This window comes from Lysobacter sp. CA196 (genome assembly GCF_052078695.1).
In the GTDB taxonomy this organism is placed as follows: Bacteria; Pseudomonadota; Gammaproteobacteria; order Xanthomonadales; family Xanthomonadaceae; genus Lysobacter.
In genome coordinates, this window is sequence record NZ_JBQJIN010000028.1 from 34,927 (window position 1) to 54,769 (window position 19,843).

Consider the following 19,843-nt stretch of genomic DNA (forward strand, 5'->3'; position numbering starts at 1 on the left):
AGGCCACGCGAGCATCCGGTTGGAACCGGAACCCGGGAAACAGAAGCGCCACTCCCTGAGACGCTTCATTTGAAAACAGCAAACGCGTAACGAGGCCGATAGCGGGCAACTCGTCGCACTTTTAACTGTGCTCTGCAGCACATTAAGCCACGGGACTCGGATTTTTACCTACCGCCGGTCCGATAAGCCGGGCCGTGGCTCGTCACGGCCGAGCTTGCCGACTCGGGCGCGCCGCTACGCTCGATCGGGCTGGTCGTGGCCCAGCTTCCCGCGAGGCCAGCCGCCATGCGACGAATCCTGCTGCGAGCCTCGTGGCGCAACGCTCAAGCACGGCAACGCGGCATCCCCGACCCGGCCGGCGGATGCGGTCGTGGCCGGGCCGCTGTCGCCCCGGGTACAATCCTCCGGCTCGCTGCACTCAGGCGCAGCGCGGTCGTAGAGCAGCCGGCTACACCGTGAAATCGCAACGGCCCCGTAGCTCAGCTGGATAGAGCATCCCCCTCCTAAGGGGAAGGTCACACGTTCGAATCGTGTCGGGGTCGCCAACCACGCAGCGCCGCTCATGCGCGCTGCCGGCGCCCGCGAGGGCGTCCCCTTTCCGTCTCGCCACGCCACGGCGCGACCATCACTTGGAGCTTTCGGTATGACCCACCCCGTTCTCGCCGCCCTGGGACTCAAAGACAACGAGTCCGGCACCTACCTCGGTCATGGCGAATGGTCGAAGACCGCCGACGCCGGCGTGCTGGAGCCGATCAACCCCACCGACGGCGAAGTGCTGGCGCGCGTGCAGGCGTCCTCGCAGAGCGACTACGACACCATCGTCGAGCGCGCCCAGGCCGCCTTTGCGGTGTGGCGCACCACCCCGGCGCCGCGCCGCGGCGAAGCGATCCGCCTGTGCGCCGATGCGCTGCGCAAGCACAAGGACGCACTGGGTTCGCTGGTCGCGCTGGAAATGGGCAAGTCCAAGCCGGAAGGCGACGGCGAAGTGCAGGAAATGATCGACATCGGCGATTTCGCCGTCGGCCTGTCGCGCCAGTTGTACGGCCTGACCATGCACTCCGAGCGCCCGGGCCACCGCATGTACGAGCAGTGGCATCCGCTCGGCCTGGTCGGCGTGATCTCGGCGTTCAACTTCCCGGTCGCGGTGTGGGCCTGGAACTCGTTCATCGCGGCGATCTGTGGCGATATCACCATCTGGAAGCCCTCGCCGAAGACCCCGCTGTCGGCGATCGCCTCGATGAAGATCTGCAACGAGGCGCTGCGCGCGGCCGGCTTCCCGGACATCTTCTTCCTGTTCAACGACGCCGGCACCGAGCTGGCCTCGAACTTCGTCGACGACAAGCGCATCGGTCTGGTCAGCTTCACCGGTTCGACCAAGGTCGGCCGCGTAGTCGGCGAACGCGTCGCGCGCCGCATGGGCCGTTCGCTGCTGGAACTCGGCGGCAACAACGCCATCATCGTCGACGCTTCGGCCGACCTGAAGCTGGCGATCCCGGCGATCGCGTTCGGCGCGGTCGGCACCGCCGGCCAACGCTGCACCACCACCCGCCGCCTGTTCGTGCACGAGTCGATCCATGACGACGTGCTGGCCAAGCTGGTCGCCGCGTTCAAGCAGGTCGAGAAGAAGATCGGCGACCCGACCGACCCGGCCAACCTGATGGGCCCGCTCAACAGTCGCGATGCGGTGCAGGCTTACCTGGATGCGGTCGAGAAGGCCAAGGCCAGCGGCGGCAAGGTCGAGACCGGCGGCGCGCAGATCGAGCGCAAGGGCAACTTCGTCCTGCCGACCATCGTCACCGGCCTGAGCAACGACGCCGAAGTGGTGCAGACCGAAACCTTCGCGCCGATCCTGTACGTGATGAAGTTCAAGACGCTGGACGAAGCCATCGCCCTGCAGAACGACGTGCCGCAGGGCCTGTCGTCGTCGATCTTCACCGCCAACCTCAAGGCCGCCGAAGCCTTCCTGTCGGCCGCCGGTTCCGACTGCGGCATCGCCAACGTCAACATCGGCACCTCCGGCGCCGAGATCGGCGGCGCGTTCGGCGGCGAGAAGGAAACCGGCGGCGGTCGCGAGTCGGGTTCGGATGCATGGCGCGCCTACATGCGCCGCCAGACCAACACGATCAACTACTCCGACGCATTGCCGCTGGCGCAGGGCATCAAGTTCGATCTGTAAACGAACCGGCGGCGTCCAGCCGCCAATGAAGAGACGACGCAGGGCGGCCGGCAACGGCCGCCCTGTTTTGTGATAGCCCGCGCAAAACCCTGGCGCACTGCCGATCGCAGACCGCGACGCGGTCGGCGTAATCCCCGTTCCACCGCCCCTAGCATGGGTTCGCCAGATGGACTGGCGACATGAGGGAGATCTTGTGGACACACGGAACCGTAGCATCCGCTTGAGCGCACTGGCTTTCGGCGTATTCGGCTTCGCCGCCGCGCTGACCGCCGTCGCCGCGCCGCAATGCGATCACTGCCTGGCCGGCTATTACGCCTGCCGCACTAATAGCCCCGGCGACACCCAGCCCTGCCTGGAAGAAATGTGGGCCTGCGAAATCGCCAACGGCTGCGCGATGAGCTTTCCGCCGGACTGATCGATCGCGGCGCACCATCGCCGCCAAGCGCAATGATCCGCACGCAAGCCGCGGCTCCGGTCGCGGCTTGCCTCGCCCGTGCCGCGCCCGTCGCGGCTGAGGAGCCCGCCACATCGCACTCGTCGTATCCTGTGGCCCGATCAAGTCACGAAGGAACGTCCCTCCATGCAAATGCCCGTTCGCCAGACCAACGTCCTGGCCATCATCAGCCTGATCGCCGGCATCCTCGGCTGGACCCTGCTGCCCCTGGTCGGCAGCCTCGGCGCGATCATCACCGGCCACATGGCGCGCGGCCAGATCCGCCGCGAGCCCGACCGCTACGACGGCAACGGCCTCGCCATCGGCGGCCTGATCCTCGGCTGGGGCTCGGTGATCATCGCCGTGCTCAGCATCATCGTGATCGTGCTGTTCTTCGGCGGCCTGGCCACGATCGTGGCTCTCAGCGGCCAGCACTAAGGCGACCCGGTCGGCGCCCGACCCGACCCGGCCGCCGCCAACCGCCGCACGCCGCGCTCGCCCCGGGCCGCCCGCTTGGGCGATAATCGGCGTCCCCGTTCCCGAGCGCCCCCGACGACCTCGTGTACAGCCTTGCCCGACCCTTTCTCTTCGGACTGGATGCCGAACGAGCGCACGGCCTAGGCCTGGTGGCGCTGGAAACCGCATACCGCAGCGGCCTCAATCCACTCATGGCGCGGCCGCCCAAGCCGCTGCCGACCAAGGTCTTCGGCCTCAGCTTCCCCAATCCGGTCGGCCTGGCCGCCGGCCTGGACAAGAACGGCGCCCACGTCGACGCCCTGCTCGCCCTGGGCTTCGGCTTCGTCGAGATCGGCACCGTGACGCCCAAGCCGCAGGCCGGCAACCCGCGTCCGCGCATGTTCCGCCTGCCCGAACAGCAGGCGGTGATCAATCGCCTGGGCTTCAACAACGACGGCGTCGACGCGCTGGTGCGCAACGTCGCCAAGGCGCGGCGCAAGCGCGGCCTGCTCGGCATCAACATCGGCAAAAACAAGGACACGCCGAACGAGAACGCGGAGAGCGATTACCTCTACTGCCTCGAACGCGTGTATCCGCTGGCCGACTACATCACCGTCAACATTTCCTCGCCGAACACCGCCGGCCTGCGCGAACTGCAGGAAGAGCAGTCGTTGCGCCGCCTGGTCGGCAACCTGCGCGAGGCGCAAGAGAAGTTCGCCGCGCGCGAAGGCCGGCGCGTGCCGATGCTGGTCAAGATCGCGCCCGACCTGTCCGACGACGACATCGAAGCCGCCGGCCGCGTGCTCGGCGAGCTGCAGGTCGACGGCGTGATCGCCACCAACACCACCATCGCGCGCGACGGCGTCGAAGACAGCCCGCACGGTAAGGAAGTCGGCGGGCTGTCGGGGCGTCCGCTGATGAGCCAGTCGACCACGGTGCTGCGCAAGATGCGCACGCGCCTTCCCGAAAACATCGCCATGGTCGGCGTCGGCGGCATCCTGTCCGGCGCCGATGCGGTCACCAAGATGGCCGCCGGCGCGAGCCTGGTGCAGTGCTATTCGGGCCTGGTCTATCGCGGGCCGGCCTTGGTCCACGAATGCGTCGAAGCGATTCGGCGCCGCAAGGAAGCGCCCAGCCGCGGCAATGTCCCGCCGACGATCTGAGCCCGCCGTCATTCAGCCCGCCCTCACTCACACGACTCCCTATCGCAGGCATGGTTCGCAGGCATGAGCGCATGAACCCGAGCGTGCGCGTGCTGCGCGATGCCTCGCTGAAAGACCGCAACAGCTTCGGCGTCGCCGCGCGCGCGCCGTGGCTGGTCAGCGTCGACGAAGCCGCGGCCCTGCCCGAGGCGCTCGAACGCGAAGAACTGCGCGACGGCCTGGCCCTGGTACTCGGCGGCGGCAGCAATCTGTTGTTCGCCGGCAACCCGAGCGGCGCCGTGCTCGAACTCAGCGGCCGCCAGGTGCGCATCGTCGAGGACGACGGCGAACGCGCCATCGTCCGCGCCGATGCCGGCGTGCCCTGGCACGGCTTCGTCCTGCAGATGCTGGCGCAAGGGTTCGCCGGCCCCGAGAACTTGGCCCTGATCCCGGGCACGGTCGGCGCCTCGCCTATCCAGAACATCGGCGCCTATGGCGTGGAAGTACGCGACTTCGTGCACGCGGTCGAAGCCTTCGAGCCCGCGACCCGGCGTTGGCTGCGCTTCGACAACGCGCAGTGCCAGTTCGCCTACCGCGACAGTCTGTTCAAGCAGGCGCCGGACCGTTACCTGATCACCGCGGTCGAGTTCTCTCTCTCGCGCAGGCCCGCACTCAAGCTCGACTACGCCGGCCTCGGCGAAGAGCTCGCGGCGATGGGCGTCGACGCGCCGACGCCGCAGGCGGTCGCCGATGCGGTCATCGCGATCCGTCGCCGCAAGCTGCCCGACCCGGCCGTGCTCGGCAATGCCGGCAGCTTCTTCAAGAACCCCATCGTGCCGGTCGCGCAAGCAGAAGCCTTGTTGGCGCAGCATCCCTCGATGCCGTCGTTCCGCGGCAACGATGCCGATACGCGCAAGCTGTCGGCAGCGTGGTTGATCGACGGCTGCGGCTGGAAAGGCCATCGCGACGGCGACGCCGGCGTGTCGGCCGCGCATGCCTTGGTCTTGGTCAACCACGGCCAGGCCAGCGGTGTGCAGTTGCTCGACCTGGCCCACCGCATCGCCGCTTCGGTGCAGTCCCGCTACGGCGTCGCCATCGAACCGGAACCGCGCCTGATCGGCGCCTCGTGGTGAGCGCCGCGCCGGCGCATCCGATGCGCGCGGCCAGCCTGATGCTGGCCAGCACGATCTCGTTCGGCGTGATGACCATCGCGATCCGTTTCGCTTCGCACTCGCTGCATACCTTCGAGATCGCGTTCTTCCGCAACCTGTTCGGCCTGCTCGCGGTGTTGCCGTTGTTGCTCGGCGCGCAACGCGCGGAACTGCGCACCCGCCAGTTGCCGAAGTATTTCGTGCGTTGCCTGATCGGCATCTGCTCGATGCTCGCCGGCTTCTGGGCCATCGGCCACTTACCACTGGCGCAGGCGATTTCGCTGACTTACTCGACGCCGATCTTCGTCACCATCGCCGCGGTGCTGTTCCTGCACGAGCAAGTGCGCGCGCGGCGCTGGCTCGCAGTGCTGGCTGGTTTCATCGGGGTGCTGGTGATCGTGCGCCCGGGTTCGGCGGATTTCTCCATCGACAGCCTCGCCGCCCTCCTCGCGGCGGTGCTCGGCGGGGTGATCTCGATCCAGATCAAGCAGCTCTCGCGCATCGACTCGGCCAACACCATCGTCCTCTACACCTATGCGTTCTGGGTGCCGATGTCGTTGATCCCCGCACTGTTCGTCTGGCAGTGGCCGCAGGGCACGGTGTGGTGGTGGATCATCGCCGCCGGCGTGTTCGGCACCGGCGGGCAGGTGCTGTGGACGCACGCGCTCAAGCTCGGCGAAGTCTCGGCGCTGACGCCGATCAGCTTCATGCAACTGCCGCTGGTCGCGCTGGCCGGCTGGTTGTGGTTCGGCGAAGGCCTGGACGCCTACACCGTGACCGGCGCGACGATCATCCTGGCCTCGAACGCCTACATCGCCCATCGCGAAGCGGTGTTGGCGCGGCGCGCGGCATCGGCTGCGGCGTCGGCGGGGGCTGTGCCGGGGGAGTAAGTCGCTGCGCCTTGTCGTAGCGTTTGTATGGGCCGCCGGTCGGGTGGGGCCTCGCGATCTGGCGCCAATCCCCCCTCCCCCCTTTGCAAAGGGGGAACAGCACGGTGACTTTGAAGGCATGAACGCTCCTGCTGGCTCGTACCAGCGATGCATCGGCAACGCTTGTTGCAGCGCACGAAGGCCTCAACGGCACTCGGCGATTCCGTGACCGGGGTCCGGGCATTAGCGGACAGGCGCGGCCGCATTAGCGGTCAACCTGCACGGATCGGGTCCGGCGCACGCCGGCGCGATTGACGCGGCCGTACGGCGGGCGATATCCAGACGCGGCAGTACGGAGGGGAACCGGCCACGCGCACGCCCTAGCGCGCGCCGGTATCGCGACCCGCTCCTCCCTTCATGACGATCCAAGGAGAGAGATCATGGCACTGAGCCGTCACGTGGCCGTCGCCCTTCTGGGCGGCGCCGTCGCCTTGTCCAGCCTGCCCTCGCATGCCGAGCAAGGCGATTACGGTTTCTTCGAAACCATCCGCAATCTGTTCTCGCCGCCCAAGGCCGACAACAAAGTCCAGCCGGCGCAGCGCAGCGGTCAGTACCCGCTGCTCAGTCGCGACGCCGCGCGCGCCGACGGCTTCGACCCCGGCGCCTACTACCAGTGGCAGACGGTGCAGTTGCCAGCCGAGACCGGCGCGGTCTGCGGCAACGGCTCGCCGTACAAGATCTTCGTCAACCGCGTGCCCGACACCACCAACACCATCATCTACATGGAAGGCGGCGGTGCGTGCTGGGACTACGCGAGTTGCTCGGGCCAGGGCGGCGTGCGCGGCGCGCGCAATCCCAACGGCGTGCCCGACGACTACATGAAGCTGCTCAATCCCGGCGCCAGCCTGGTCAGCCCCTTCGTGACCCGGGTCAGTCCCTTCGATGGGGTCAAGACCCAGGGCTGGAACATGGTCTACGTGCCCTACTGCACCGGCGACCTCTACGGCGGCGACAAGGTCGCGGTCTATAACGATCCCAGCGGCCAGGCGTCTCCGCTGGTCTGGCACCACAACGGCCTGCGCAACTCGCGCGCGCTGACCGCCTGGCTCAAGGACAACCTGCCGCGGCCCGGGCAGATGCTCAGCACCGGCTGCAGCGCCGGCGGCGCCGGCAGCCTGATCAACTACGACCCGCTGCGCCGCGATCTGTCGCCGAGCCGCGCCTTTCTGATCGACGACTCGGGCCCGATTTTCCCGACCCCGCGCAACGGCGATCCAGCGCAGTATCCCTCGCAACCGCTGATGGCCCATATCCGCGGCGCCTGGGGCCTGGACGCACCGAACGGCCCGCTGGCCTACCTCGCCAGCGGCCTGCCGCAGCTCGACCTCGACGAACTCGGTTCGATCTACCCCGCGCTCGCCAACAAGCACGGCAACGACCGGCTCGGCGCCACCCACTTCTGGCAGGACCTGAACTACTCGTCGTATTCCTACGAGCGCTTCCACGACGATATCCAGTCGGCACCGAACCAGGCCGCCAAGGAAGCCCTGATCCACGCCAAGTGGGCCGGCGATACCCAGCGCCTGTCGGAACGGCTCAACGGCCTGGACAACTTCGGCGGCTATTTCCCGCAGTACCGCGCCTTGAACGAAAGCCACTGCACGACCATCGTCGATTTCAAGAACGGCGACGTGCAGGAGCAGAGCCTGGAGCTGAAGCACTTCATCGACAGCGTGCTCGACGGCAGCGGCAAGGTGCGCGACGCCTCCGAGCAGAACGACAGCCGCGACAAGGCCAAACCGTTCAACCTGCTCTACTGGCTGGTCGACCAGCTGCTGGCCTGACCGGCCCGCACCTGAAGGACGCAGGCGCCGATGCGCACGCCCCTCCTGTCGTTGCTCGCACTGACCGCCGTGGCTCTAGCCGCGGCGGTCGGCGGCGGTTGGCTGCCGCTGTCGAAGGCGAAAGCCGATACGACCGTGGCGGCCGGCGGCCAGGGCAGCGCAACGCCGACGCAGATGCAAACCTTGCTGGCGACGCCGCAGGCCCGCGACTACCGCCAGCGCCAGCAATTCCAGCGCGACGCGCAACGCTTCTTCCGCGATGCGCGCAACCTGGGCCCGGTCGCGCGCAGCCAGCGCGCCCAGGTGCTGGAGCGCAAGATCGATGTCTATGAAAATGCCGGCGAACTCTCCGCCGGCGAAACCATGCTGCTGCGGGTCGGGCTGATCCAGGCCACGGTCGCCGACCCGGCCGAACAAGCGGCGCAGGTCGAAGCGCTCGCCCAGCGTTACCGCGCCGATGCCACGCGCCGTAACGCGCAGTGGCAGGCACAGCAACAACGAGACCCGCGCTTCCGGGACTACAAGCAACACGAGCGCGACGTGGTCGCCGAAGTCCTGGCGATGCAGCGCATCCCCGGTGGCCTCAGCCGCGACGAGTACCTTCGCCAGCGCCTGCAGGCCGAACGCGAACGGGCCTATCGTTAGCGAAGTTGCTGCCGGCTGGCGGCAACGCGCTCAATCGCCTTCCGCCACCACCACGCGATTGCGGCCGCCGCGCTTGGCCACGTACAAGGCCTGATCGGCGCGCGCGAAGGTGGCCGCCGTGTCCTCGCCGACGCGGTGCGTGGCCAGGCCGACGCTGATCGTAAGCGGCAGGCCCACCGGCAGGTTCGCGACCGCCTCGCGCACGTATTCGCATTGCAACTGCGCTTGCGCCTGGCCGCACTCGAACATCATCAGGAACTCCTCGCCGCCGTAGCGCGCCACCCCGCCCGGCGCGGCCGCGTACAGACGCAGCGCCTCGGCCACCGCGAGCAGGACACGGTCTCCCTCCGGGTGGCCGTGGATGTCGTTGATGGTCTTGAAATGGTCGATGTCGAGCACGGCGACATGCAAGCTCGCCGGCGCCTCGCGACGCGCCAGCGCCTGTTCCAGCGCCAACGCGAATGCGCGCCGGTTCGGCAAGCCGGTCAGCGGGTCGGTGCGGGTCAGCGCGGTGAGGTCGGCGTTGCTGGCTTCGAGCTCGGCCTGGTACTGCAGCAGCCGGTGCTCGTACCAGTCGCTTTCCTGCAACTGCCGCGCCAAGGCGTGGCTGACCCGGCGCAATTCGAGCAGACGCGAGGTCTGGGTCGACAAGGCCTGCAGGGCGACGTACTGGTGCTGGTTCAATTCGCGCGGCTGGCGGTCGATCACGCACAAGGTGCCCAGCGCCTCGCCGCCCGGCGCGATCAGTGGCGCGCCGGCGTAGAAGCGGATATTCGGGTCGTCCAGGACCAGGGGACTGTCGGCGAAACGCGCATCGTTGTGCGTGTCCGGCACCACCATGGTCCGGTTCGGTTCGAGGATGGCGTGGGCGCAGAACGCCAGCTCGCGCGGCGTCTCGCTGGCCGCCAGGCCGATGCGCGACTTGAACCACTGGCGATCGGCGTCGACCAGACTGACCAAGGCGGTCGGCACGTCGCAGATCGCGGCCGCGATCGCGACCAGATCGTCGAAGTCCTTTTCCGGTGCGGTGTCGAGGATGTCGTAACTGCGCAACGCCGCCAGGCGCGCGGCTTCATTGGCGGGTAGCTCGGGTTTCTGCACGACTCGGTTTCCAGGCGTCGGAGCTGTCGAACCCCATCCCCTGCCATGGTTTCCGACCCGCGGATTCTAACAAGGCCTCGTCGAGACGAAATCCGACCAGAGCACGGATCGGGGCCGGCCGCCCTGCCCCGGAACCCGCACCATGCGCAAGTGCGGGACCGTTCCAACCCCCGTTTCGCCGACCGCCGTCACGGCCATTGCGCGAAGCCGTACTTTCAAGCGATGGCACTGGTTGCAATGTCAGCCCGCTACAATCGAACCTGCCATGCAGGCGCGCCAACGGCCTGCGAACGACTACCGGGAACGACCGCACCCATCGCCACAGAGAGGGCCACGTGCAAGTGGAAACGAACGATTACGTCGAACTCAAGAGCGAGATCCTCGACGGCATGCGCAGCTACATGGAAGAGCTCAAGGAAGACGGCAGCGACGCGGGTTATACCGCGCAGGACATCGACGACTGCGAAGGGATCATCGATCGTTTCCTCGACGCCATCGCCAACGCCGCCGGCGACAACGCCCGCGCCAGCGGCGCGGTCAAGGATGCGGTGCTCGCGCTCAACGCCCTCAACGCGCGCTGCGGGCATAGCCTGATCGAGACCGACCAGCGCGAAAGCCTGTGCGAACTCATCATCGGCGTCGCCGCAACCGCCGGCGTCGGCTCGGGCCAGGACGACATCACCGAGGAATGGCGGGAGTGGTGAGGTTTAGCCGGTCGCGTTGAATACAGCAGCCGGCGCGAATCGCGCCTGCCTAGTCGCACAGATGGTCGGACTCTCGCTTCACAGTCGTGGATCGCAACTCACCCAACTGCAAGGATCCTGCCTCGACCGAATAGTCGGCAGCGTCTTCAGTCGCGTTTCGGCAGGCGCCTGCCTGGGGAGTGCTTCGCCACGCACTGCACCGAGCATCAAAGCCAGTCCGAAGAACGCCATCCAGGCGAGGACGCTGCGCAGCCAACGGCTACACTGCGTAATTCCGTTTGCAGTTCTCATGGTTCATCCGTGCCAGTCAGCCGTTGCAGCTGAAACCTTCGATGCGGGCAACCTTGTCCGCTTCCCGTCACAATCTTTCTTCGTATGAAATGTGCTTTGCAAGCGTTCGAGCACAGCAGGAAACGAAGGATGAACTTGTTGAACATGAATGCGTAGATGGCACATCCATCGGCGCTCAGCGGTCGGTACTTGATAGCTGTCGAAGGCGAGAAAACACAGAACAAAAGCGGTCGATGCACGGCCCCGTCGCAGGCCTCCTCGTCGCCACGCAGGCACAAAAAAACCGGGCCCGCGAACGGGCCCGGTCTGGATGACGCTTCAGCCTGCGATCGTTACGGCGTGACGGTCAAGGCCACCCGCAACGCGACCTTCGGCCGCACCGGATCGTCGCTGGCCACGCAGACATAACCCACGTGTCCACCCGGCGCGAGGCCGGCGCTGTTGATGCGCACGCGATTGGCGATCGCGCCGTGTCCCGGCACCGTGCCGAAGGCGCGCGTCGGCGCACCGATCCACGGCGCACCGCAAGCGCTCAGGCCCTGGATGTCGTAGGCCAGCCCGGCAAAACCGGCACCGGCCAACCAGGTGCCGGCACCGCTCACATCCGGCGCGATGGTGCGGAACTGGCTGTCGCCGCTGTTGGAAGCGAACCAGACCCAACGGTTGGCGAAGCTGGTGCGCGCATTCACCACCAGCCAGTAGCGGCCGGGGGCGAGTTCGACGTTCTGCCCGGCCGCGGCCAGGTCCAGCGCGATGTTGGCGCCGTCCAAGGTCACGCCCACGCCGGTCGGCGCCGCGGTATAGCTCCACACCGCATTGCCTGCCAGCGGGTTGCTGCTGGGGTTGCCGCCGTTGTCGGCATACACGCTCCAACTGATGTTGGTCGCCGTGCTCGCCAGGGACGCACCGCTGGACACGAAGCCTTCCGAGAACAGCTTGGACAGGCGGGTGGTGTCGGTCAGGGTGAAGTCGTCGCTGGAGAACTGCGCTGGCAGACCGCCGGCCGATGCCGGGTCGGTGTAGATCGTGCTGCGGAAGCCGCTGGCGACGCCCTCGCTGCTGGCGCTGACGACGGTGCGCGAAGCCGAACCGGTGTTGTCGACCTGGAACTCCAACGGCGAGCCGCTGGTGTTGCCGATGCTGAAGTCGGCGAAGCCGCGGCTGCCGGCCCTCAGGCTCAGCGACACTTGCTCCGGGCTCAGCACGATCGCCGGCGGCTGCACCGCGACCGCGATCGGCAGATGCAGATCGGGCGATGCGCGGGTCAACAGCGGCTTGAGGTCGAGCTGACCGAAGTGCCAGCTTCCGTCCTTGGCGAAGCCCTTGCTCAGCACGATCACGTGCACCGTCGTGCTCTGGCCGGGCGCCGACAGGAACACCGGCGGGAACGCGATGCCATCGAGTCCCTTGACCTGCGCCAACCACAACTCAGGCTTGCCCTGGGCATGGCGGAAGGTGCGCTTGAACGTGCACGAGCCATAGCACTCGCGCTTGTCCAGGCTGGCCAGGTTGAGCTTGGAGACGTCGCCGCCCGTGGCCGGATCGGCCGCCAGGAAGTTCGCCGTCGTCTCGTTGAGCACCAGGCCGGAACGCAAGGCGCGATCGACCTGGATGCGGCCCGCACCCTTGGCGAACGCATCGGCGGGAGTGACTTCGTCTTCTTTGAAGACCTCCTGCTTGGCGGTCATCATCAAGGCCGACTTGATCTCGTGCGAGGTCCAGTCCGGCTTGGCCTGGCGCAACAGCGCAGCGGCGCCGGCCTGATGCGGCGAGGCCATCGAGGTGCCGCTGAGCAGGCCGACGATGTTCTCGCTGCCGGTCAGGGTGGTGCCGGAAATCACCGCGAGTACGTTGACGCCGGGTGCGGTGACGTCGGGCTTGATCAGATCCAGGCCGTCGGTCGGTCCGCGCGAGCTGAAGGCCGCGAGCACGTCGGGTGTGTTCGGAATCGGCGTCGGCGGGAAGTTGATCCCACCGGTCGTGGTATTGCCGTTGCCGGTGGCGAAATTGCGCAAGGCATCGCTGTCGGTCTGCGCGGCGAGGAAGGTCGGGATGGTCGTGCCCGGAACGCTGGGCGAGGTGGCGCCCGGCTGGTTGTTGGCGATCACCACCGCGACCGCACCCGCGGCGGCGGCATTGTTGACCTTGATCGTGAAGTTGCAGGTGCCGCGACGGACCACTGCGACCGCGTTCTGGAAGGTGGCGGCCGGGAACGCGGCGCAGCCGTCGGCGGCGGTGTCGATGCCGGCGCTGACGCGCACCGGTGTGGTCGGCGGCAGGGACGTGGTGAACGCCGCGCCGGACGAACCCTCGGTCAACACCACCGCCTGCAACGCCGGCGGTACGGTGCCGGGACCGGTCACCTGCAACAGATAGGCGAAGGTGCCGCGACCGTGCTGGGCCGCGGCGGTCGTCGAGGTCCACGGTTCCTGGTGGCCCATGGTGCTCGGGCCCGGGCCGCTGTTGCCGGCGGCCGCAGCGATGTAGATGCCCGCATCGGCCGCATTGAGGAAGGCCAGCGACACCGACTCGCCCCACGGCGATGCACCGCCGCCGATGGAATAGTTGATGACGTCGACGCCGTCGGCGATCGCCTGGTCGACCGCGGCCACCGCCGAGGTGTTCGGGCATTGGCCTTGATTGGTCGCGATGATCGTGTAGCAAATGTCGTAAGCGATGATGTTGGCGTGCGGGGCGACGCCGGAAATGCGGATGTTGCGGCCCTTGTAATTCGCGGTCCAGGCATTGCCGGCCGCGGTCGACGCGGTGTGGCTGCCGTGGCTGTTGGTGTCGCCGAAACCGGGCTCTTCGCGCAGGCCCGGGACGCCGCAGGTATTGCCGGGCGGTCCGCAGACGAAATCGTAACCGCCGATCAACTTGTCGTTGCAGCGGCCTTCGTCGACGCCGCCGGGGGCGCAGGAACCGAGGTAGTTGCCGCTGCCGTTCGGGTTGATGTGCTGATAGCCGGTGTCGTCGACCGCGGCGAACGCCGGGCTGCCGAAGTTGATGCCGGTGTCGAGCACGCCGACCACCACGCCTTCGCCGCGGAACTGGGTCGGGCTGGCGTTCCACAACGCGGGCGCGCCGATCAGCTGCGGACCGACGTCGGTCGCCAGCGGATACTCGCGGTATTCCTCGACCAGTTCGACGCCGGGCAGCTTGGCGATGCGCGCGGCTTCGTTCTGGGTCATGCGGGTGACCACGCCGTTGACCGCGTGATGCATGCGGCGCTCGATCGCCAGCGGACGGCCGATCAGCGAACTGATGCCGCGCTCATGATCGCGCTGCACGGTATCGAGGTGGCGTACGTAGCTGCGCGCTTGCGTGCTCTGCACGTCGATGCGATTGCTGCCGCCGCCTGCGCTCTTGGCGGCAGCGCTGTTCGCGTTCTGCGCGCCGGCCAGGCGTTGCGGTGCGGGCAGGCCCGCGACTTCGCCGTGGTAAGTGCTGAGCGGTGCTTCCTTGTACAGCACGATGTAACGGCTGGTCTGGGTTTCCAGGCCGTTGTGGACACGGTTCGGCGATGGTGCGCCGCCGATCGCGCCGGCATCGGCCGGGCTGTCGTTCGAGAGACCGCGGATCGCGGCCCCCGCGAGCGCCGCCAGCCCGACCAGGCTGATGGCGATCGTCAATCGGTTCAATGCAGTTGGCATGAGAGATCTCCTCGTCCGTTCGCGAAGAAACCGCCCCACGCCTGCCCCCTCAGGCATGTCGCGGTTCGAATTCAGGAAGGTAAAGATCGTCGGCGACGAACGGCGGCCCCTGCTCCGCGCCCGCAGCCGACCAGCGCCCTTCCAAGCGCTGGAACTACCGCAAACGCAACGAGGCGCAGCCTCCCCTCCCAAGCCAGCAGACTGCTGGAGCCCCGAACGTTGCGGCGTGATGAGTAACACATTTCCGATGCGCCTACAGATGCTTTTTCGGCATGTTGCAGTGCTGAAACCTCAGTTCCCGCCAACCGCCCGAGGTGCAGCCCGTGCCGGCCAACGATCGCAGCCAGGCCGAGCGAACTGTCGCCCTCCACGATCAATACCGCAAACGAAGACGGCGCCCCGCAGGGCGCCGTCGTTTTGTTGCATCGCCGCAGATTCGCGGCGCCAACCTTGCATCGCAGCAATGCGTCGCGGCGCGGCGCCCTTCCTGGGTCTTACCAGCCGAAGCCGACGCCCACGCCCGCCGAGCTTTCCGAGTCGCTGAAGGCGCCGCCGACGGTGACCGTCGCGCGATCGCTGATCGCGCGCTGATAACCGATCGACAAGGCCTGCTCGCCGCCCTGGAAACCGGCGCCGACCGCGATGCGGTTCTGGGTGCGCAGGCCGGCCGCACTGGCCGACATCTGCACCATCGCCGAAGTCATCGCGCCGATCTTGTCGATGCGCTCGTCCTGCTTGTTGAAACGCCAGTTCATGTCCTCGCGCAGCTCGTTGATCGCCGCGGTCGGTGCAGCCAGCATCTGGTTCATGCGCGCATCGGTGTAGGTGTTGGCGCTGCGCAGGGTTTGCGCGTCGCCGGCATCGGCGCGCGAATTCGCACTCGCCAGCGTCTGCGCGTCGCCGGCCTGGACCTGGGCGACGTTGGCCGCGTCGGTCGGCGCGGTGCCGGTGGCAACGTTCGAGACACGAGTGCCGCCACCGCCCTGCAGGGTGACCTGGGCCTTCGAGGCGTCGTCGTACGTCACCGACGAAGCCACACCGGCGCCGACCCGCGTGTACAGATCGGTCAGGCGGCCGTCGACCGCGGAGAACGCTGCGCCGACGTCGTTGTAGTTGCCTCCCTGGATCACATAAGTCGGCGGGGTGAACACGCCGCCGGCGAAGCTCGCGCCACCGCCGAAGGCACCGCTCAGGGTATTGAGCTGCGACAGGTTCACCGCATCGGTGTCCTGGGTCGCCGCTGCGACGTTGACCAACTGCCGCTCACTGCCGGCTGCGCCGAACGAGACGGTATTGGCGCGGTCGGCGATGGAATCGCTGCCGAGCGCGACCGAACCGGTGGCCGACGCCGAGCTGTTCGCGCCCAACGCGGTGGTGTTGTCGGCGCTGGCCGAACTGCCGGCGCCGCTGGCAGTGGAGAAACGTCCGCCGGCGGTGCTGGCCGAGCCGCTCGCGGTGGAGAACTCGCCGGCCGCGGTGGCGCTGTCGCCGATCGCGCTGCTGTTGGCGGCCGAAGCGGTCGCGCCGGTGCCGACTGCAGTGCTCTGGTCGCCCGCGGCGGTGGTGCCCGCGCCGACCGCGACCGCGCCGACCGCGCTGGCGGTGGCGCCGGCGCCGGTGGCCACGGCGAAGTCGCCGTCGGCGCTGGCGCCCTGACCGCAAGCGATGGCGCTGCCACCGGTGGCGGTGGCGCCGCCGGTGGTGGTGCCGCCGAAGCCGTCGTCGAGCACGCAGGGCTCTCCGGCCCAGGCGGATGCGCAGGCCAGCGACAGAGCGGCAGCGAGAAGAGTCTTGTGCGAAATGTTCAAACTGTCCCCCAATAGGATGTCGTGCACCGCCGCGGATCCGTGCATCGTCGCGGCGGCGGAAATAGCCATCGACGCGGACCGCACAGGCGGCCACGCCGGGTGTCGAGGTGCCGGACCCATGTGCGGGTCCGGCACCGGAGCGTTACGGCGAAGGCGCGACCGTCAGGGCCACCCGCAGCGCCGCCTTGGGACGCAGCGGATCGTTGCTGGCCACGCAGACATAGCCGGAGTAGCTGCCCGGCGCGAGGCCGGCGGCGCTGATCTGCACCTGCGTATCGACGTTGGCGCCGACCGCGAGGCGGCCGAACGCGCGCGACGGCGCGCCGATCCAGGTGGCGCCGCAACTGTTGGCACCCTGCAGCTGATAAGCCATGCCCGGCGCACCGGCCGTCGCCGTCCAGGCACCGCTGCCATCGGGAGCGATGATCGCGCCACGGTAGATGCTGTCGCCGCTGGTGGCGTTGAACCAGAACCAACCGGTCGCCAAAGGCGCGCGCACCGATACCACCAGCCAGTAACGGCCGGCCGGCAGATTGACGTTCTGACCGGCAGTGGCGAGGTTTAGGTTGATGGTGGCGAAGCCCGAGGTCGACACGCCGACGCCGGTCGCCGTGGAGGTGTAGCTCCACACTGCCAGCTGCGGCGTCGATTCCGGATTGCCTTCGGGATTGCCGTTGACGTCGCGGAAGATCGACCAGTTGATGTTGGTCGAAGTCGCCAGGGAGCCGCCGTTGACGAAACCGTCGGCGACGATCCGGGTGATACCGGTCGCATCGCTGAGGGTGAAGTCATCCGCCGACAGCTGCGCGCGCGCGCCGACCGTGGCCGCGTCGGTAAAACGAGTGGAGCGACGACCGTTGGCGTTGTTCGGCAACTGTGCGACCAGCGTGCGTCCGCCGCTACCGGTGTTGTCGATCTGCCAATCCAGGTTGGAACCGCCGATGTTGCCGAGGCGGAAGGTCACGTTGCCACTGCTGCCTTGCGTGAGGGTCAACGCGGTGGCCGGGGTGGCGTCCAGGCGCGGCGGTTGCACTGCGACTGCGATCGGCAGACGCAACAGCGGCTGGCTGGTGTCGCCGCCCGACGGCGTGAGTGTCAGCTTGCCGAAGTTGAAGTTGCCGTTGGAGGGCAAGGAGCTGGTGCTGACCGTGATCTTGACCGTCTTGGTCTCGCCCGGGTTGAGCGTGAACAGCGAGGGCGAGACCAGCGCGCTCAGGCCCTGCACCTTGCCGGTCCAGGTCTGCCGGGTCGGCAACACGTTGCGGAAGGTGCGGGTGAACGAGCACGAACCGGCGCAGCTGTACTTGGCCATGCTGGCCAGATTCAGCGCCGAGACCTCGCCGCCGCCGGCCGGATTGGCCGCACGGTAGTTAGCGGTGGTCTCGTTGAGCACCAGGCCGGCACGGATCGCCTGCTCCAGTTGCAGACGGCCGGCGCCCATCGCGTGCGCATCGGCCTGAGTGACGCCGTCTTCCTTCAGCACTTCCTGCTTGGCGGTCATCATCAGCGCCGACTTGACCTCAGCCACGGTCCAGCCCGGACGCGCCTGACGCACCAGCGCGGCGGCGCCGGCATGGTGCGGCGAAGCCATCGAGGTGCCGCTCATCAGGCCGACCAGGTTCTCGCTGCCGCTGATCGACGTACCGGCGGTGACGGCCAGAATGTCCACGCCCGGCGCGGTGATTTCGGGCTTGATCACATCCAGGCTGCCGGCCGGTCCGCGCGAGCTGAAACCGGCGAGCTGGTCGGGCGTGTTGTTGACGATCACCGACGGGAACGGAATGGCGCCGACGCTGGTGTTGGCGTTGGCGTTGGCGAAGTCGCGCAGCAGGTTGCTGTCGGCCTGGCTGGCGACGAAGGCCGGAACGGTCGCACCGGTCACCGACGGGCTCAAGCCCGTGGGTTGGTTGTTGGCGATGACCACCGCGACCGCACCGGCAGCCGCGGCGTTGGCGACCTTGTCGGTGAAGTTGCAGGTGCCGCGACGAACTACCGCGACCGAGTTCTGGAAGGTATTGGCCGGAAACGCGGCGCAGCCGTCGTTGGCGGTATCGATGCCGGCGCTGACCCGCACCGGCGTGTTGGCCGGAATGGCGACGGTGAACGGCGTGCCGCCGCTGCCTTCGGTCAGTTCGATCGCCTGCAGGTCGTCGGGCACGCTGCCCGGACCGGACACCGACAGCACCCATGCGAAGGTGCCACGGCCGTGTTGCGAAGCGGCGGTGGTGGCGACCCACGGCTCCAGATGACCGGTGGTGTATGACGCCGGGCCGTCGTTACCCGCAGCGGCGGCGACGTAGATGCCGGCATCGGTGGCGTTGAGGAACGACAGCGAGGTCGCTTCGCTCCACGGATTGGAACCGCCGCCGATGGAGTAGTTGATGACGTCTACCACGCCGTCGGCGATGGCCTGGTCGATCGAGCGCACCGTGGCGGTGTTCGGGCACAGGCCGCGACCGGTGGATATCTGGGTGTAGCAGGCGTCGTAGGCGATGATGTTGGCGCGCGGCGCGACACCGGAAATGCGGATATTGTGGCCGCGGTAGCTCGCGGTCCAGGCGTTGCCGGCCGCGGTCGAGGCGACGTGGCTGCCGTGGCTGTTGGTGTCGCCGAAGCCGGGCTCTTCACGAATGTCGGCGACGCCGCACTGGTTGCCCGGCGCGTTGCAGACGAAATCGTAGCCGCCGATCAGCTTGTCGTTGCAGCGGCCCTCGTCGACGCCGCCGGGCGCGCAACTGCCCAGGAAGGTGCCTGCGCCGAGCGGGTTGACGTGGTGATAGCCGCTGTCGTCGACCGCGGCGAAGGCCGGGCTGCCGAAGTTGATGCCCGAGTCGATGATGCCGACCACCATGCCCTCGCCACGGAACCCGGTCGGAGCGGCGTTCCACAGCGCGGGCGCGCCGATCAGCGCGGGGCCGACGTCGGTGGCCTGCTCGTATTCCTTGTACGGCTCGACGAAGCGAACTTCGTCCAGCTGGGCGAGGCGATCGGCCTCGCGCGGAGTGAGTTGGGCGACCATGCCGTTGAGGGCGTGGCGCATGCGGAAGTCGACGCGCGGGCTGCGGCCGAGCAGGCCGCGGATGCGCTGCTCGTGCTGGGCCTGGACATCGCCCAGATGCTGCACGTAACTGCGTGCCGCCGCGCTTTGCACGTCGATGCGTCCGGTGCCGGCAACCGTGCTGGGCAGGCGCTTGGGCGCCGGCAGACCGCGCAGGTCGCCCTTGTAGCTGCCCAACGGCGCCTCGCGGTAGACCACGATGTAGCGCTGATAGCCGTCCAGCGCGGCCTCGCTCTGCAGCGTCGGCGGCGGTGCGCCGCCGATCGGCCCGCTCGGGCCGGCATCGCGGCCCGACATCAGCGCGCTCGCCCCCGCGATGGCTGCGACCGCGGCGATACCGAGCGCGATCGCGGATTTCTTCAACACCTTCTGCATCTGAAACGTCCCCCTTACCTGCGTTTGCAAAGAGATCCGCGCGGCCACCGCCGATGGCGGAACCGATGCGGTCCACGACTAAGGATGCGATCCGAAACTGCTGCGTCCCTGCAGCCAACAACTCCCCTTCCTACTCA

13 protein-coding genes and 1 tRNA gene are annotated in these 19,843 nt (G+C 67.9%); 10 read left to right on the top strand and 4 right to left on the bottom strand.

The window, feature by feature from the left end; translation table 11 throughout:
• Window positions 1-468 precede the first annotated feature (468 nt).
• The 9 genes from ACTOWK_RS19340 (at window position 469) to ACTOWK_RS19380 (ending at window position 8,716) form a co-directional block, all read left to right on the top strand.
• Window positions 469-545 (top strand) — tRNA-Arg (locus ACTOWK_RS19340).
• A 98-nt stretch (window positions 546-643) separates the two neighbouring features.
• Entirely contained in the window at window positions 644-2,176 is a 1,533-nt protein-coding gene (gene amaB / locus ACTOWK_RS19345; RefSeq protein WP_441331724.1) for an L-piperidine-6-carboxylate dehydrogenase, read from the top strand.
• A gap of 220 nt (window positions 2,177-2,396) precedes the next feature.
• Window positions 2,397-2,591, top strand: coding sequence for a hypothetical protein (locus tag ACTOWK_RS19350; protein WP_441331725.1), 195 nt, complete (start codon window positions 2,397-2,399; stop codon window positions 2,589-2,591).
• A gap of 165 nt (window positions 2,592-2,756) precedes the next feature.
• A complete protein-coding gene (locus ACTOWK_RS19355) occupies window positions 2,757-3,047 on the top strand; it encodes a DUF4190 domain-containing protein (RefSeq protein WP_441331726.1) in 291 nt (96 codons plus the stop codon).
• A 122-nt stretch (window positions 3,048-3,169) separates the two neighbouring features.
• Window positions 3,170-4,228, top strand: coding sequence for a quinone-dependent dihydroorotate dehydrogenase (locus ACTOWK_RS19360; RefSeq protein ID WP_441331727.1), 1,059 nt, complete (start codon window positions 3,170-3,172; stop codon window positions 4,226-4,228).
• Between the two features lie 71 nt (window positions 4,229-4,299).
• A complete protein-coding gene (gene murB / locus ACTOWK_RS19365; protein ID WP_441331728.1) occupies window positions 4,300-5,340 on the top strand; it encodes a UDP-N-acetylmuramate dehydrogenase in 1,041 nt (346 codons plus the stop codon).
• A gap of 20 nt (window positions 5,341-5,360) precedes the next feature.
• The gene (locus ACTOWK_RS19370) at window positions 5,361-6,248 is read left to right on the top strand and encodes a DMT family transporter (protein WP_441331749.1); all 888 of its coding nucleotides are present in this window, start codon (window positions 5,361-5,363) and stop codon (window positions 6,246-6,248) included.
• 419 nt (window positions 6,249-6,667) lie between these two features.
• Entirely contained in the window at window positions 6,668-8,071 is a 1,404-nt protein-coding gene (locus ACTOWK_RS19375; RefSeq protein WP_441331729.1) for a pectin acetylesterase-family hydrolase, read from the top strand.
• A gap of 30 nt (window positions 8,072-8,101) precedes the next feature.
• Window positions 8,102-8,716 carry a hypothetical protein gene (locus tag ACTOWK_RS19380; RefSeq protein WP_441331730.1) on the top strand — a complete coding sequence of 205 codons (615 nt, stop codon included), beginning with the start codon at window positions 8,102-8,104 and terminating at the stop codon, window positions 8,714-8,716.
• 30 nt (window positions 8,717-8,746) lie between these two features.
• Here the strand turns inward: ACTOWK_RS19380 and ACTOWK_RS19385 are convergent, their stop codons facing one another.
• Window positions 8,747-9,817, bottom strand: coding sequence for a GGDEF domain-containing protein (locus ACTOWK_RS19385; RefSeq protein ID WP_441331731.1), 1,071 nt, complete (start codon window positions 9,815-9,817; stop codon window positions 8,747-8,749).
• Window positions 9,818-10,152: 335 nt separating this feature from the next.
• Here ACTOWK_RS19385 and ACTOWK_RS19390 point away from each other — a divergent pair, with 335 nt between their 5' ends.
• On the top strand, window positions 10,153-10,521 hold the full coding sequence (locus ACTOWK_RS19390) for a hypothetical protein (protein WP_441331732.1): 369 nt from the start codon (window positions 10,153-10,155) through the stop codon (window positions 10,519-10,521).
• Window positions 10,522-11,144: 623 nt separating this feature from the next.
• On the opposite strand, the gene ACTOWK_RS19395 is transcribed toward ACTOWK_RS19390, so the two are convergent.
• From ACTOWK_RS19395 to ACTOWK_RS19405, 3 genes are all read right to left on the bottom strand, one after another.
• Entirely contained in the window at window positions 11,145-14,465 is a 3,321-nt protein-coding gene (locus ACTOWK_RS19395) for a S8 family serine peptidase (RefSeq protein ID WP_441331733.1), read from the bottom strand.
• 494 nt (window positions 14,466-14,959) lie between these two features.
• On the bottom strand, window positions 14,960-16,300 hold the full coding sequence (locus tag ACTOWK_RS19400) for a YadA-like family protein (RefSeq protein ID WP_441331734.1): 1,341 nt from the start codon (window positions 16,298-16,300) through the stop codon (window positions 14,960-14,962).
• A gap of 115 nt (window positions 16,301-16,415) precedes the next feature.
• Window positions 16,416-19,706: a S8 family serine peptidase gene (locus ACTOWK_RS19405; RefSeq protein ID WP_441331735.1), complete on the bottom strand. Its 3,291-nt coding sequence runs from the start codon at window positions 19,704-19,706 to the stop codon at window positions 16,416-16,418.
• Window positions 19,707-19,843 lie beyond the last annotated feature (137 nt).

Excerpts from the sequence above, each read along its gene's own strand:
- amaB (WP_441331724.1), top strand. The coding sequence starts at position 644 with ATGACCCACCCCGTTCTCGCCGCCCTGGGACTCAAAGACAACGAGTCC.
- ACTOWK_RS19355 (WP_441331726.1), top strand. The coding sequence starts at position 2,757 with ATGCAAATGCCCGTTCGCCAGACCAACGTCCTGGCCATCATCAGCCTG.
- murB (WP_441331728.1), top strand. The coding sequence starts at position 4,300 with ATGAACCCGAGCGTGCGCGTGCTGCGCGATGCCTCGCTGAAAGACCGC.
- ACTOWK_RS19370 (WP_441331749.1), top strand. The coding sequence starts at position 5,361 with ATGCGCGCGGCCAGCCTGATGCTGGCCAGCACGATCTCGTTCGGCGTG.
- ACTOWK_RS19375 (WP_441331729.1), top strand. The coding sequence starts at position 6,668 with ATGGCACTGAGCCGTCACGTGGCCGTCGCCCTTCTGGGCGGCGCCGTC.
- ACTOWK_RS19380 (WP_441331730.1), top strand. The coding sequence starts at position 8,102 with ATGCGCACGCCCCTCCTGTCGTTGCTCGCACTGACCGCCGTGGCTCTA.
- ACTOWK_RS19395 (WP_441331733.1), bottom strand. The coding sequence starts at position 14,465 with ATGCCAACTGCATTGAACCGATTGACGATCGCCATCAGCCTGGTCGGG.
- ACTOWK_RS19405 (WP_441331735.1), bottom strand. The coding sequence starts at position 19,706 with ATGCAGAAGGTGTTGAAGAAATCCGCGATCGCGCTCGGTATCGCCGCG.